This window comes from Thermanaerothrix solaris (assembly GCF_032334255.1).
Lineage (GTDB): Bacteria > Chloroflexota > Anaerolineae > Anaerolineales > Anaerolineaceae > Thermanaerothrix > Thermanaerothrix solaris.
This window is the reverse complement of the sequence record NZ_JAUHMF010000002.1, coordinates 1,185,065-1,199,532: the sequence shown is the minus strand read 5'-3', so window position 1 is coordinate 1,199,532 and position 14,468 is coordinate 1,185,065. Positions and strand designations below refer to the sequence as shown.

The 14,468-nt window shown below is 53.4% G+C and carries 11 protein-coding genes; 8 read left to right on the top strand and 3 right to left on the bottom strand.

Translation table 11 applies throughout. From position 1 onward, the window contains the following. Positions 1–2,589, top strand: coding sequence for an adenosylcobalamin-dependent ribonucleoside-diphosphate reductase (locus tag QYE77_RS13775; protein ID WP_315626017.1), 2,589 nt, complete (start codon positions 1–3; stop codon positions 2,587–2,589). Between the two features lie 61 nt (positions 2,590–2,650). Here the strand turns inward: QYE77_RS13775 and lysA are convergent, their stop codons facing one another. From lysA to QYE77_RS13760, 3 genes are all read right to left on the bottom strand, one after another. After that, a complete protein-coding gene (gene lysA / locus QYE77_RS13770; RefSeq protein WP_315626015.1) occupies positions 2,651–3,946 on the bottom strand; it encodes a diaminopimelate decarboxylase in 1,296 nt (431 codons plus the stop codon). Positions 3,947–3,971: 25 nt separating this feature from the next. Then, positions 3,972–6,749 (bottom strand): cation-translocating P-type ATPase, encoded by a 2,778-nt coding sequence (locus QYE77_RS13765; RefSeq protein ID WP_315626014.1) that lies wholly within the window; start codon positions 6,747–6,749, stop codon positions 3,972–3,974. A 190-nt stretch (positions 6,750–6,939) separates the two neighbouring features. Further along, positions 6,940–7,245: a hypothetical protein gene (locus QYE77_RS13760; RefSeq protein ID WP_315626013.1), complete on the bottom strand. Its 306-nt coding sequence runs from the start codon at positions 7,243–7,245 to the stop codon at positions 6,940–6,942. A 77-nt stretch (positions 7,246–7,322) separates the two neighbouring features. Here QYE77_RS13760 and QYE77_RS13755 point away from each other — a divergent pair, with 77 nt between their 5' ends. Genes QYE77_RS13755 through QYE77_RS13725 form a run of 7 tightly spaced genes read left to right on the top strand, consistent with a single transcriptional unit; the run spans position 7,323 to position 14,449 of the window. Continuing rightward, entirely contained in the window at positions 7,323–8,072 is a 750-nt protein-coding gene (locus tag QYE77_RS13755; protein ID WP_315626012.1) for a PIG-L deacetylase family protein, read from the top strand. Positions 8,073–8,121: 49 nt separating this feature from the next. Beyond that, positions 8,122–8,376, top strand: coding sequence for a hypothetical protein (locus QYE77_RS13750; protein WP_315626011.1), 255 nt, complete (start codon positions 8,122–8,124; stop codon positions 8,374–8,376). Then, positions 8,373–9,125 (top strand): DUF6754 domain-containing protein, encoded by a 753-nt coding sequence (locus QYE77_RS13745; protein WP_315626010.1) that lies wholly within the window; start codon positions 8,373–8,375, stop codon positions 9,123–9,125. Before QYE77_RS13750 ends, QYE77_RS13745 begins: the two co-directional genes overlap by 4 nt. Continuing rightward, the gene (locus QYE77_RS13740; protein WP_315626009.1) at positions 9,122–9,739 is read left to right on the top strand and encodes a hypothetical protein; all 618 of its coding nucleotides are present in this window, start codon (positions 9,122–9,124) and stop codon (positions 9,737–9,739) included. Before QYE77_RS13745 ends, QYE77_RS13740 begins: the two co-directional genes overlap by 4 nt. Before the next feature lie 4 nt (positions 9,740–9,743). Then, positions 9,744–12,056, top strand: a complete 2,313-nt coding sequence (locus QYE77_RS13735) for a hypothetical protein (protein WP_315626008.1) — start codon at positions 9,744–9,746, stop codon at positions 12,054–12,056. Between the two features lie 6 nt (positions 12,057–12,062). Further along, positions 12,063–12,719, top strand: a complete 657-nt coding sequence (locus QYE77_RS13730; RefSeq protein WP_315626007.1) for a hypothetical protein — start codon at positions 12,063–12,065, stop codon at positions 12,717–12,719. An 11-nt stretch (positions 12,720–12,730) separates the two neighbouring features. Then, entirely contained in the window at positions 12,731–14,449 is a 1,719-nt protein-coding gene (locus QYE77_RS13725) for a glutamate mutase L (RefSeq protein ID WP_315626006.1), read from the top strand. Positions 14,450–14,468: the final 19 nt, after the last annotated feature.

Sequence of the window (14,468 nt, the reverse complement as noted above, 5' to 3'; positions counted from 1 at the left end):
ATGGTTACCAAAAATCACACCCCCACCAAAAACGGCCTGTTGCCGACCCCTCCCCTACCCAAGGATTTACCGACAGTCCATCTTACCGATAACGCCCGCCAAGTGCTGATCCGTCGTTATGTGCGCCGGGGTGAAGATGGGCAACCGGTGGAAACTGTGGAAGAAATGTTCTGGCGCGTTGCCTACCACGTGGCTAAAGTTGAGGAGCAATGGGGCAACGATGTCATGCAGGTGGCACGGGATTATTATCGCCTGCTGACCTCGAAGAAATTCTTCCCCAACTCACCCACATTTACCGGTGCAGGTACCCCGTTAGGGCAACTGGCAGCGTGCTTTGTGCTCCCGATTAGCGATGACATGGGACGCGAACCCGATGGCATCTTCCAAACGCTACGCGACGCTGCACTCATTCAGCAAACCGGCGGCGGCAATGGTTTTTCATTCTCCCGCTTGCGCCCGAAAGGGGCGCTGGTCAAATCTTCCGCCGGCCAAGCCACCGGGCCTGTCGGCTTCCTCCGCGTTTATGATCACGCCTTTGGTGAGATTGCCCAAGGGGGTACACGGCGCGGGGCTAACATGGGGGTATTACGCGTAGACCATCCTGACATAGAAGAATTCATAACCTGCAAAACCGATGAAAACGCCATCACCAACTTTAACATATCTGTTGGCATCACCGATGCTTTCATGCGCGCTGTAGAAAACGATGAAGAATGGGAACTGCGCTTTCCCGACGTGCGTTCCCCCCGCTACCGTGAAGTACGCGGCACCTTAGAACAACTTGAAGCCGCTGGTGTGCCTATCGTGACCTATCGGCGTGTGCGTGCCCGCGATCTCTTCAACAAAATCGTCAAACAAGCCCATCACAACGGCGAGCCCGGTGTTCTCTTCCTGGATACCGCCAATCGGTCTAACCCCGTTCCCCATCTCTATCCTCTGGAAGCTACTAACCCCTGTGGTGAACAGTGGCTTGGCCCCTATGAGAACTGCTGCTTGGGTTCCATCAATCTGAACGAACATTGTGGCCCGGATGGCACGGTAGATTGGGAAGCCTTGCGTCAATCGGTCGTAACCGCCACGCGATTCTTGGATGATGTCGTAGATGCCAATGCTTACGTTCCTGCTGTCCCTCAACTCAAAGAGGCGGCGCACCGGGCACGCCGTATCGGCTTGGGGATTATGGGGCTGGCTGATTTGATGTACCATGTTGGCGTGCGCTATGGCTCGGATGAGGGCCAGGAATTTGCGGCTCAGGTCATGGAATTCATCCGCTTCCATGCCATGAAAACCAGCATTGATCTGGCTCGCGAACGCGGCCCTTTCCCCGCTATCAAGGGCAGTATCTACGACCCGGAGAACCTGACCTGGACACCCCCTAAACCCCTGACTCCATACCAGCGGGATTGGGGACGCCCGGCACTCGATTGGAACGAGGTTGTTGCTGGAATTCGTCAATACGGCATTCGTAACGCCGCTCAAACTACCATTGCCCCCACTGGCACGATTGCAACCGTGGCCGGATGCGAGGGTTACGGCTGTGAGCCGGTTTTCGCCTTGGCGTATATCCGCCATGTCAACGACAATGGGAAGGATTTACAACTAACTTATGTCAGCCCACGCTTTGAAAAGGCTCTGCTCGACGCTGGCATCCCAGAAGAAAAACGCCGCGAGATTTTCGAGCAAGTGCTCAAGGAAGGCACCTGCCAGAATATTCCCGACGTACCCGAATCTATCCGCAACGTGTTCGTGGTAGCATCCGATATTACTGCTGAAGAGCATGTACGAATGCAAGCCACCCTGCAGGCTTTTGTGGATAATTCCATTTCGAAGACCATTAACTTTCCCGAACATGCCACTGAAGAGGATGTAGCTACGGCGTATATGTTGGCCTGGAAACTGGGCTGCAAGGGACTAACCGTCTATGTAACCGGATCGCGCGAGAAGGTGGTCCTGGAGACTTTGGCAACCGCCGAAAAGAAGAAACAGGTTGAAGAACCTCATAAGGCTGAAACCCCACAGCAACTTCCTATTTGGCATGACCTTAAGAAACCCCGCCCACGCTACCTCCCCGGCTTCACATACTCGATCCAGACACCCCTGGGTAAGGCATTTATTACCATTAACGAAAACGGCGATGCCCAGCCATTTGAAGTCTTTGTCAATACAGCGAAGGCTGGTTCGGATACCGCTGCTGTTTCCGAAGCCATTGGCCGTTTGCTGTCCTACATCCTGCGCCTAGCCTCACCAATAGAACCCGCGCGTCGTTTGCGCGAGGCCGCAGACCAGTTGCTGGGCATCGGCGGAGGACGGTCACTAGGCTTTGGACCTAACCGGGTGCGCTCACTCCCTGACGGTGTAGGCCAAATTCTCGATGAGTATCTCCGCCAACGTGAAGAACGGCTCAAAGCTCAGTCCCAGGGCAGTACCTCCCCCACCCCCTCTATCCCTGCCCCGGAATCGGATGAATTCCTTCTCAGAAATCAGCCACTGTTAGAATTTGGCGATCTGTGTCCTGAGTGCGGTCAGGCGGCGGTTGTTAATGAAGAAGGTTGCCGCAAGTGTTATGCCTGCGGTTTCAGTGAGTGCTGAGCTTTGACTATCACCTTAATTCCAAAATTACCGGGGTGGGCAATTCCCACCCCGGATTTGGTTACCCGTTCCACCAGGAAGAATTAAGGACCTCTTCGCGCGGCTGAAGCATTTCAACCCGTCCCTCTTCCAACCACAGCACGGCCGGACGTCCGACCATATTGTAGTTAGATGCCATGCTTAACTGATACGCTCCGGCCACGGGAATGGCGAGCAAATCACCGCGCCGCAGGGAAGGAAGATTAATGGTCTCGATCAAGATATCCCCCGATTCGCAGAAGCGCCCCACAACACGGCTGGGATGGTATTGTCCCGAGAAATTTTCATACCCAAGGGGAACTGCCGTATAGCGCGCCCCATACAGAGCCACGCGGGGATTGTCGGCCATTCCTCCATCCACGGCGATAATTTGCACCCCATCCACAGTTCGTTTTTGCGAGCCCACACGGTAAATCGCTACACCGGCCTGAGCAATCAGCCACCGCCCCGGCTCAATGACCAGCCGCGGCAATGGCCAGTGACGTTGTTCGCACGCTTGCTCAACGCTCTCGCCCACGACACGAATCCACGGTAAGGGATCATCAGGGGGATCATCCGAACGATAGCGTACACCCCACCCTCCACCCGGACTGAATTCCTCGGGCACGAAATTGGCTTGTTCCGCCAACGCAAATAGCGCCTCGATGGCTTCACGATAAGGCTCAACCTCAAAAATTTGTGAACCCAAATGGGTATGAAGACCGCGCAAATGCAACCAGTGACTTGCTCGGGCTTTTCGAATAGCCTCTAACGCCTCTCCGGTATCGAGATAGAGGCCAAACTTACTCTGAGTGTGGGCAGTTTGAATATGAGGGTGGGTGTGCGCCGCAATGCCTGGTGTAATTCGTAACCAGATATGAGCCCGGCAGCGCCGATTTTGTGCCATTTGCTCCACCCATTCCAGTTCATCTAGGCTATCCACCACAATGGCTTGAATCCCAACTTCCAACGCAGTGGCAATTTCATCCTCGGACTTGTTGTTGCCGTGGAGATGAATCACCGAGGGCGAAAAGCCAGCCTTTAACGCCACCTGTAATTCTCCCTGGCTAACCACATCTACCCCGATCCCCCAAGCGGCTAAACGTCGTGCCAGAGCGGGTGCAAAATAGGCTTTCGCAGCATAGGTCACCACAGCGTCACCTGGATAATACTCATGCACCAACTGCCTCAACCTCTGAATATGTCCTCGCAAGGTTGCAGCATCATAGAGGTAAAGGGGGGTGCCGTGGATCTTGACCAAATCCGAAATCTGACACCCCCCTATCTGTAACCCCTCCTTCTCCCATCGGGTTGTGAACGGAAATAGCGACCAATCCATAGACAGGTAATTCCTCAGTATCAGTTTAGCGATTTTGTGAACGCCACAACCGTACCCATTTTACCGCCTCAATACTTAAGAAAACGACGCTACTTAGCACCAAACTGACCAGAAGGTCTACCAGAGGCAAGGGGCGAGTGCGAAAGATATTTTGCAAAAACGGCACGTAAACCACTGCCATCTGAAGCACAAAGGTCAATAGAACCGCCGCCAGTAACAGAGGGTTGGAGAAAATCCCCAATCGAATCAAGGGTTCGCGATCCGAGCGAATGGCTAAAACGTTCCCCATTTGGGCTAGGGTTAAGGTTGTGAAGATCATCGTTTGCCAGGTTTCGGTGCGTCCGGTGTAGAGTGCCCACAAGCCTGCCAAGAGGGAGATCACCCCCATTTCGATCCCGATCAGCAAAACGCTGATGGCCAAGCCACGCCCAAAGATGTTTTCTTTCGGCGAGAATGGTTTGCGGCGCATAACATCGCGCTCGGCTGGCTCGACTGTCAAGGCCAAACCGGGCAAACCGTCTGTCACGAGGTTAATCCACAAGATCTGCAACGGTGTAAGAGGGAGAGAAAGCCCCACAAATGGGCCTAACAGCATTGCCATGATTTCACCCATGTTAGAGGTCAGTGTATATTTGATGAATTTACGGATATTGTCGTAGATGCGCCGACCTTCTTCTACCGCGGCCACAATGGTGGCAAAGTTATCATCCAACAGCACCATATCCGCCGCTTCTTTGGATACATCGGTGCCCGTAATTCCCATGGCCACCCCAATATCGGCCTTTTTTAGTGCTGGCGCATCATTGACGCCATCACCGGTCATGGCCACAATATGACCACGATTCTGCAAGGCTTCCACGATCTTTAACTTGTGCTCAGGGGAAACCCGGGCAAACACCGGGATATCTTCGACCTGTTGTTCCAATTCGGCTACCGAGAGTTGGGCTAATTCTCGTCCGGTCATGACCCGACCGTCCTCGGCAATGCGCAACGTACGGGCAATATACAAAGCCGTTAGAGGATGATCACCGGTGATCATCACCGGACGAATGCCAGCCGTTTTTGCCACCTGTACAGCCTGGAAAACCTCAGGGCGAGCCGGGTCAATCAGACCAAACATGCCAACAAAGATTAAGCCAGACTCTTCGGCCTTGCTTGAGGAATCACTCTCGTCCCCATCCCAGAAGGGGCGAAAAGCCACCCCCAAAACGCGCATACCACTTTGGGCCATCGTGTTATTGGCGCGCACAATCCGCTCCCGCCAGGTCTCATCCAAAGGTTGGATTTGGTTATTGACCCAAACGCGATCACACACCTCCAATAAAGAATCCACTGCCCCTTTGGTAAACATGAGAAACTGAACTGGACGCTCCCAGGTTCTTGATAGATGATCACGTAAAGAAGATAACGCTACCGGCCACTCTTTAACATGCTCAACTCGATGCAAGGTACTCATCCGCTTGCGTTCCGAATCAAACGGCCACTCTTGCACGCGAGGGAAAAGGGACTCCAAATCTTGTTTTAGCAGATTGGCTTGAGCCGCTGCAATAACCAGAGCCCCCTCCGTAGGATCACCCACCGCCGCGAACCCATGGCGTCCACCCTCTTCGGCGGGTTCTAGCGTAGCATCATTACACAGGGCTCCACCCAATAACATCAGCGCCACCGAAGGCTGGCCGGTTAAGAGAGGATGAGGGTGAAGATCCGACTCAGGCTGGTAATAATTTACTTCTTCCTGAAAATCCACACGGTGCCCGGCAACATCAATCACCGTTACCGTCATGCGATTTTCGGTTAGCGTGCCTGTTTTATCCGAGCAGATTACCGTTACCGAACCCAAGGTTTCCACCGCAGGCAACTTACGGATCAGGGCATTGCGCTTGAGCATACGCTGAGCACCTAGCGCTAAGGCAATCGTTACCACTGCCGGCAACCCCTCGGGGACAGCGGCAACGGCCATGCTAATGGCCGTTTGGAACATGACCCGAACGGACTCACCTCGTAATACGCCCAAGGTAAACACAATTGCCACAATACCCAAAGCCGCGAGCGCCAACCCGCGCCCCAATTGTTCTAAACGCTTCTGCAGAGGGGTTGATTCTTGCCCGACCGATTGGATCATGTCGGCGATTTTGCCAAGTTCAGTGCGCATCCCGGTTCGGACCACCAGCGCCTTACCCCGTCCATAGGTTACCACGGTGCCCATAAACACCATATTGCGTTGATCGGCAACCGGTAAGTGCTCCACATTTATCGGTTCCACCCGCTTTTCCACCGGCTCCGATTCACCGGTTAATACTGCCTCTTGAACCCGAAGATTCACCGCTTCGATTAATCGCGCGTCCGCTGGCACGGCATCCCCAGCCTCAAGTTGAATCACATCGCCGGGCACCAATTCACGAGCCGAGATTTCAACCAGGTGCCCCGAACGACGCACCTTAACTTTGGGCACCGCCATCTTTTTCAAGGCAGCCATAGCTTTCTCTGCCTGGTATTCCTGAGTAAAACCCAATAACGCGTTGAGTACCACAATAACCAGGATCACCAAGGCATCGGTGTATTCGTGTAAAAACACCGATATAACGGCTGAGATGATCAGGATAACAACCATGATTCCGGTGAGTTGTTCCCATAGGATACGCCAGGGGCTCTTCATCCCTCGCTCAACTAATTCATTAGGTCCCACCTCGGCAAGACGACGTTGAGCCTCTTCATGGCTCAAACCCTGATGCACATCGCTGTTGAGATACTCAGCAACCTCGTTAGGGGATAACTGATACCAGGCTTTTTCTTCGCTGCTCATTATTCCAACTCCTCAATGAAATCTCTCATTGCAAACAAAAAAGACCATCCCTTATCGTGGTGATGGTCTCGCTGATTACGTGGGTCACCGGAAGCCGCGGCTTCGTCCTGACGATAACCCACCCCAAACCTTGGGCAGCTACTCCCCAATGTGTCTCTTAGTTTAACCGGCTTCACCAATCCGTCAAGGGTTAAGGTATCCACTTACCAATATCTGCCCAGGCGTATGACAAATGGGTCGCCAGGGTAGCTCCCAGGCGCTTTCGCACCCGCTTTAGGACATATTCCATTAGCGGTACTCCCCCCAAATCATGCAATCGCGTCCCTATTTCACACGCTCGACGATGACGGCAGTAAGCATTGAAAGCGCCCCCAGGACGTTCGGCCAGAAAGTCGTCCCGCTGACCAATCTGGATCAACTCCTCAATCAAACGTTCAACTTCGGGCTGATGCTCTCTGGAAAAAGGCTTTCGCGCCAAAAAATCCCACAACCCCATGGCCACTCCTTCCTACGCATTATTATACCCGTGAAAACCTCCTGTAGATCATGATAAAATATTCCGCACTGAGTTCCATGCGCTGGATTTACCTCTCACCCCACCTAGATGATGCTGTGCTCTCATGTGGCGGGTGGATCTGGTGGCAGATCCAACAAGGGGAAATAGTAGAGATCTGGACAGTTTGTGCTGGCGATCCCCCCGCAGGCCCCCTTACTCCTTACGCCCAAAGCCTCCATAAACGGTGGCAAACAGGTCCCGAGGCGGTGGCAGTGCGGCGCCAGGAAGATCAAAACGCATGTCAACGCATTGGCGCCCTACCGCGTTACTTTCCCATCCCTGATTGTATTTATCGTTATCATCCAGAGCGGGGTACCCCAATCGTCAATGGGGATGATGACCTCTTCCAACCCTCACTCCCCCCTTCTGAGCATCCTTGGGTTGATTTTTTAAGGGTACAACTGAAAGCATTATTGTCGGAATCGGACATTTTGGTCTGCCCCTTAGCCCTGGGTGGCCACATTGATCACCATCTCACCCGCACAGCAGCAGAAACATTAGCCCTACCCCGGCTATGGTATTATGCCGACTTTCCTTATGCGCTGCGGGACTGCCACAAAGAATTGCGTCCTACCACCACGCATCGCCCTTTACCCCTCAACCTTCCACCAGACGCGCTCGACGCCTGGATCGAAGCAATCACTTGCTATCGGTCTCAGTTGAGCACCTTTTGGCCTGATCTGCCGACGCTAAAACGCGAAATTCTCCACTACTATCAAAATTGTAAAGACCAAATCTTGTGGATGCCTTCATTACCTGCTAGATGAACGCATGCCACACCATATGGTATCTAACAATTTGTGCTATACTGATGGCATGGCACACGAAACCCACCCTTGGGTGGCCTGGGCGAAGCAACTCCAACGCTGGGGGGTAGCGCCACTTGTTGCCACACTGCTGGAAGGTTTACGCCCCCTGCAGGGGGTGTTAGCCCAAGTTCTGCAAGGAAGTCTGCCGCTTTTAACCTCCTTTCCTCGTTCCACGTCATGGCAAGCTCTTATTCACGTTCTTGAAGATGAAGATTCCTATTGGACGTTTATTCACCTTCTGACCGAGGAAACTCAACTATGATCTCGTCCCTGACCGTGATAGCACTGATTATTATCCTTTTCAGCGCGGGATTGCTCCTCTTTTTTAGCCTGCAATTAAAACGGCGGCCACGCTGGGGTTTGCGCCCACTAACAGCATTCTCCGCTCTGTCCCGTGCCATTGGACTCTCGGTCGAAGAAGGGACGCGCCTTCACCTTACATTGGGGAATGCAGGAATTACCCAACCTCACAGCGCTTCTGCTCTGGTTGGGCTTCAGGCCCTGGGTCGCATTACAGCAGTCAGTTCTATAAGCGATCGTCCCCCTTTGGCAACAAGCGGCGAAGGGAGTCTGGCATTATTAAGCCAGAGCACTCTGCGTGCAACGTATCGTCTAAATAATGCGTTGGATTTATATGATCCCAACCGCGGACGATTGACCGGGGTCACTCCTCTTTCCTATATCGCTGGAGCAATTCCCATTGCCTATGATGAAGATGTATCCACACACCTGATGATTGGGCATTACGGCCCAGAGATTGGCCTGTTATGCGAAGCCGCTACACGCAATAATGCTTTTACCCTCGCTGCCAGCGATTCACTGGATGCTCAAGCCGTGCTTTTTGCCGCCGCCCAGCACCCCCTTATCGGCGAAGAGCTCTTCGCCGCGCCAGCCTATCTACAAACCGGGTCTGCTCACCTCGCTAGTGTTCGCGTCCAGGATATTTTGCGTTGGGGTGTGATTGTCGCCCTTATTCTGAGTGCTCTCTTAGGGGGACTGGGATGGCTATGAGATCACCCATCGCTACCGCGGTTGCCATTGGAGTGGGCGTTATTGTACTGCTGGGTTACCTTTTCCCTCTCCCGTTTCTTGACCCCCTACGCATCCTGTTCTTGGATTGGGCCATTATCCTGGCGGCAGTAGCCGGCTTGGTAGCCATTCTTAACCTCTTCAAAGTGCACTGGCAGAAACTCAGTGCACCTCGTAATCGCGATTATTACAGTCTCTTCTTTATTTTGGGTTTCATCCCCACCCTGGTGCTCGGCCTGCTTTTGGGACCAGGGGATGCCCGCATTCAACCCCTAATAACGGCCATCCAACTCCCAATCGAGGCTAGTTTGTTGGGATTGCTTACCATAACCTTTGCTATAAGCGCAGTACGTCTCATGGCGACCCGTCGTTCCTGGATAAGCGGTTTGTTCCTGGCCAGCACAATTATCTTCCTGCTTGCGGGAAGTGGTATTTTCTTAAGCGATACTGCTCCTTCCTTAATCAGAGAAACCTTAGGCGCACTTAATCTACTCCCCGGAGCAGGTGCACGCGGCATCCTTCTCGGCATTGCGTTAGGCAGCTTGCTGACAGGGTTGCGAGTTCTGCTCGGTATAGATCGTCCATACAGCGAGTGAGTTTATGATGGATACTGTTATCTGTCCACAATGTGGTTCTGTCAATCCCAGCGAAAACGAACGCTGTCAATGGTGCTTAGCGCCCTTACACCCCGATCAGGAGTCTGGACCAGTACCATCAGAAACCTCCCCGATTGACTTACCGGACTGGTTAAAAGAAGCCGATGTAGTATTAACCCGTCCCGAATCAACGGAAGAAGAATTGCCAGATTGGTTACTCGCACTACGGCAAGCGGGCGAATCGTCATCCCTGGAAGAGCCCATTCGGCCCGAAAGCGAGGCAGAGGGATTTTTAGCGCCCGACCTGGAAAAAATTTTATCTCTAGGTGTGGAAAGAGAAGAAACCCCTGCCGAATCTTCTTCGCCTCTCGAACAATCTGAAAGTGAACCCTTTCCTGCCCGGAAAGGTCAAAGCCAGCCAAAAGGAGAAACAACCCTGGCCCCAACGGCTTCCTCAGAAGTCGTTTCTACCGGTCAGCCAGAGGACGAATTGCCCGACTGGTTAAGAGCTCTGCAGGAGGAAGAAGAAGGATCACCTACAACTGAAACGCCGATTGAGATTGGCGAAGAAACCACGCCCCAGTTTTTTGCAGATGTGCCCTCAGAGGTAGAAGGGGGACCAGAGTGGATCACAGGCCTGCCCAGTGCTTCCACCGAGGACAAAGGGTTTGAAATCTCAGAAGCGGCGCTGGAAGTGCAAGAGCCAGAAACAAGTGCGACAAACTGGGCTGAGAGCCCTGAAGGTGAACCCTCTTCTACAGTTATTCCACCCTTTACCGAAATCCCCGAAGACCTCACGGCCTGGTACGAGGGAGAACCTACTTTCACTCCCGAGGAACAAACCCCTCCCCCTACCATGTCGTCTCAGCCGACCGCTGAAGATGCCCTTTCCATGGCATTGTCCTCGGCTGAGGAAGAAGGTGATGAACCGCCTTTGGGGATACCTCCTTTCAATGAGGAAGAATATGCCGCCTGGTTAGATCAACTCAATCTTGAGGAGACCCTGACCGAAGGGGAAGTTCCTCCAACGACGCCCGCTTTTATCGAGGAGGTTCCCACCGAAACCACGCTCATACCAGAAGAAGTGGTTCCGCCTTTCATCGAAGGCGAATTACCGCAATGGCTGGCCGAATCTCCCACCGATGAGAGCGTGGAAGCCACAGCTGCGCCAACCGCTGAACTGCCCGAATGGCTAGAAGCCATGCGTCCGGTTGAAGCCGTTGCGCCAATACCGGCCCAGGAAAGCGAAGAGGACACCCGGATCGAAACCAGTGGACCACTAGCAGGTTATCAGGGCGTTCTGCCCGGTGAACCCGAAGCCCTACGTTATTCACGTCCCCCGGTCCATGCCGTTCGCCTGAACGTCAGTGAAAAACAACGTGCCTATGTAGCCCTCCTGGAAAGCCTGGTCTCTGCTGAAAGCACCCCTATCTCGCTTCGGGTGCAAAAACCGGTCTCCACGACCAGCCCGGTTCTGCGTCTGGCTGTAACGATACTGCTATTGGTAATCCTGTTGCTCGGGTTGATCTCAGGAGCCCCGATAAGCCCACTACCTTCGCTGTTCCCGGCAGAAGCGGTGACATTTGCGACCACGATAAACACCCTGGCTTCAACACACCCCGCGCCACGGGTGCTGGTAGGGGTGGAGGTGGATGCTGGCTTCCTCCCGGAGATTCGCACCGCGTCGGTTAATGTTCTCGTTGATCTCATGCGTCAAAACGCACGGCTGGTCTTCATCACCACGCAATCCAATGCCTCCGTGCTTGCATTGACCCTGGCTCAACAAGCCGCCCAGCAAGTGCCTGAATATGTCCTTTCAGAACAAAGTCTCAATCTGGGTTATTTAGCCGGCGAAGCCACTGGTTTAGCCGCATTTGCGCGTCAACCCCAACTAGCCGTGACCACCACCCTGGATGGACAGATGGCGTCGAATGCCTTATCCCTCCTTGGAATAACCGGTTTGCAGGATTTTGACGCCATTCTTTTAGTGACCGATAGCGGCGAGCGTGCCCGTGCCTGGCTCGAACAAGTCCGCCCGCTTTTCTCCGAACGTCCCCTGCTTGTTATAACCAGCGCCCAGGCCGCACCGTACCTTACCCCTTATGTGCAGTCAGGGCAGGTAAATGGTTTGATCAGCGGATTGGTAGGGAGCATGACCTACACGCGCCTGACACAAAAAGTGGGGGGAGAAAATCTTTCCCTATGGAGTGCCTATCAAATGGGTATCCTCACGATTGCTTTGCTGATCCTGCTGGGAGGATTGACCGGCACACTACAGGCTATCTTCCCGGCTTCCAAAACTACCTCGAGGCGTTGAAGCCCTATGAGCGATGCGCTTTGGACTTTGGTCGCCTTTCTACTGACTCTGGCCGTGCTTTCATATGCCATTGGGGATAACCCACTTTTTCGAATCGCCATCTACACCTTCGTTGGGGTTTCAGCCGGATACCTAGCGGTGGTACTTATAAATCACATTCTCATTCCAAAGTTAATTGCCCCTTTGAGCAACCCCAATGCCTCTTGGGGGATTATCGTCATCCCATGGGTGCTGAGCCTTTTGCTTTTGACACGCTTGATGCCTCGATTGTCTTTCCTGGGTTCCCTCCCTCTGGCTTTCTTGGTTGGAGTAGGCGCAGCGGTTATAATCAACGGGGCACTTTTTGGCACTTTGTTTGGTCAAGTTCGGGCAGCAGGGCTTTCTTTTTCACCCCTCCAACAAAAATCCATTGGATGGATGGGTGGGGTAATACTTCTCTTCGGCACCATCACTACTTTGCTGTATTTTCAATTCACTGCTCGCCGCGTGCCTGGCAAATCCATATCGCGTCCTCCATGGGTCGAGGTAGCGGCGAAAATCGGTCAGGCATTTATCGCTATTACCCTGGGTGCCTTCTTTGCTGGGGTCATCCAGACCTCACTTACCGTGCTTATTACGCGATTGGATTTCATCCTTCAATTTCTTAACACTCTTCTACCCTGAGATGCTGGCTTATGAGTTCCTCCATCGTTGAAGCCGAATCCATACTTGCCGTTGACATTGGAAGCGTGTTCACCCGCGCGCTGCTCTTTGACGTGGTCGAAGAGCGTTACCGCATGATTGCAACCGCCCAAGTGAGAAGCACAATTGGAACACCCTACTTTGATATTAGCGAAAGCATCTTCCTGGTCCTCACACGCCTTGAAGAGATCACCGGGCGGCATTTGATGGAGGAAGCCCATTTAATCCTACCCGCTCAGGATGACGGCTCGGGAGTGGATCGCTTTGTGCTCACGTTTTCGGCAGGTCAGCCGTTGCGTGTGGTGGCGATGGGACTTCTGGAAGATGTTTCATTAGCCAGTGCCCGCAAAGCTCTCGAATCCACTTACTGCCAAATCGTCGAGCAGATTGGCCTGAATGATCGGCGCAAACCCGAAGCCCAAATAGATGCAATCCTGCGCGCTCGCCCAGATCTGGTGCTTATCGCCGGGGGAACGGATCAAGGCGCGACGCGTTCAATGGCAAAACTAGTAGATTTGCTGGTGTTAGCCCTCCAACTGCTCCCCCCCGAGAACCGGCCGGATATACTTTACGCCGGAAACACCGCTATCACCAAGCAAGTGGCCGATCGCTTGGAGCCCTTCGTGCGCCCCCACGTTGTCCCTAATGTGCGCCCCAACATTGACCAAGAAAATCTATTACCGGCGCAAGAAAAACTCTCGGAAATTGTCTACCTTCGCCGTTCACATCAACTAGGTGGTCTGCAATCCTACAGCACCATCAGTTCAATTACCCCCCAGCCCAGTTTGCGGGCTTTCGGACGGATGGTTCAATTTCTCAGTAAACTGAGCGGAGCCTCACAGGGGGTTCTTGGGATTGACTTAGGATCGGCCACAACCGGCGTAGCCTTTGCCCGGCAAGACAACTTCTCCACGATAGCCCTACCTTATGGCTCGGGTTATGGGCTAGCTGCTGCACTGGAGCAAACGCCTTTAGAAAGCATTACCCGCTGGCTTCCCATGCATGCCCCCGATGAAACCGTCAGAGATTATTTATGGCATCGAACGCTTTATCCGGCCTCAGTTCCTCACGATCTGGAATACCAAGCCATCGAACAGGCTATGCTGCGCCAGATACTGGCTTTAGTTGCTAGGCGTATCTCATCTGAAGAAGGGATATATGGATTTGAGCCTATTCTCGTTAGCGGTTATGCGTTAACCCAAGCTCTCTCCCCGGCACAAGCACTTCTGACCCTTTTAGATGGACTTCAGCCAATTGGCGTCACCACATTTATCCTCGATCCCTATGGGCTGGTGACAGCTTTGGGTGCCATTGCCCCCCTCAACCCTACTCTGGTTGTTCAAACGCTTGAAAGCAATGCCTTACTAAACTTAGGCACGGTCATCGCACCGATCAGTGCAGCTCGCTACGGCACCCCAGTCCTTAATGTGCGTTACGAATTAGAAAACGGTGAAACTTCAACCATAGAAGTACGGCAGGGTACTGTGATACCCCTTCCCATTCCAAACGGGCAACGGGCTCGTTTACACCTGCATCCCCTGCGCCCCTTGCGCCTGACCCCGGATGGCAAGGATACCACGCGCAGTTTTAGGATTACCGGCGGTTTATTAGGTGCAGTTATTGATGCCCGCGGGCGACCTTTGGAACTCCCCACCGACTCCGCCCGCCGCCGCGATTTGCTCAAGCGTTGGATGGCAGCGCTGGGTTCATGATTTGGCACAAACCTTGCAT

What these genes read in the sequence shown, in the direction of transcription:
- lysA (WP_315626015.1), bottom strand. Translation starts at nt 3,946, where the DNA reads ATGGATTGGTCGCTATTTCCGTTCACAACCCGATGGGAGAAGGAGGGG.
- QYE77_RS13725 (WP_315626006.1), top strand. Translation starts at nt 12,731, where the DNA reads ATGAGTTCCTCCATCGTTGAAGCCGAATCCATACTTGCCGTTGACATT.
- QYE77_RS13765 (WP_315626014.1), bottom strand. Translation starts at nt 6,749, where the DNA reads ATGAGCAGCGAAGAAAAAGCCTGGTATCAGTTATCCCCTAACGAGGTT.
- QYE77_RS13740 (WP_315626009.1), top strand. Translation starts at nt 9,122, where the DNA reads ATGAGATCACCCATCGCTACCGCGGTTGCCATTGGAGTGGGCGTTATT.
- QYE77_RS13745 (WP_315626010.1), top strand. Translation starts at nt 8,373, where the DNA reads ATGATCTCGTCCCTGACCGTGATAGCACTGATTATTATCCTTTTCAGC.
- QYE77_RS13755 (WP_315626012.1), top strand. Translation starts at nt 7,323, where the DNA reads ATGCGCTGGATTTACCTCTCACCCCACCTAGATGATGCTGTGCTCTCA.
- QYE77_RS13735 (WP_315626008.1), top strand. Translation starts at nt 9,744, where the DNA reads ATGATGGATACTGTTATCTGTCCACAATGTGGTTCTGTCAATCCCAGC.
- QYE77_RS13775 (WP_315626017.1), top strand. Translation starts at nt 1, where the DNA reads ATGGTTACCAAAAATCACACCCCCACCAAAAACGGCCTGTTGCCGACC.
- QYE77_RS13760 (WP_315626013.1), bottom strand. Translation starts at nt 7,245, where the DNA reads ATGGGGTTGTGGGATTTTTTGGCGCGAAAGCCTTTTTCCAGAGAGCAT.
- QYE77_RS13750 (WP_315626011.1), top strand. Translation starts at nt 8,122, where the DNA reads ATGGCACACGAAACCCACCCTTGGGTGGCCTGGGCGAAGCAACTCCAA.
- QYE77_RS13730 (WP_315626007.1), top strand. Translation starts at nt 12,063, where the DNA reads ATGAGCGATGCGCTTTGGACTTTGGTCGCCTTTCTACTGACTCTGGCC.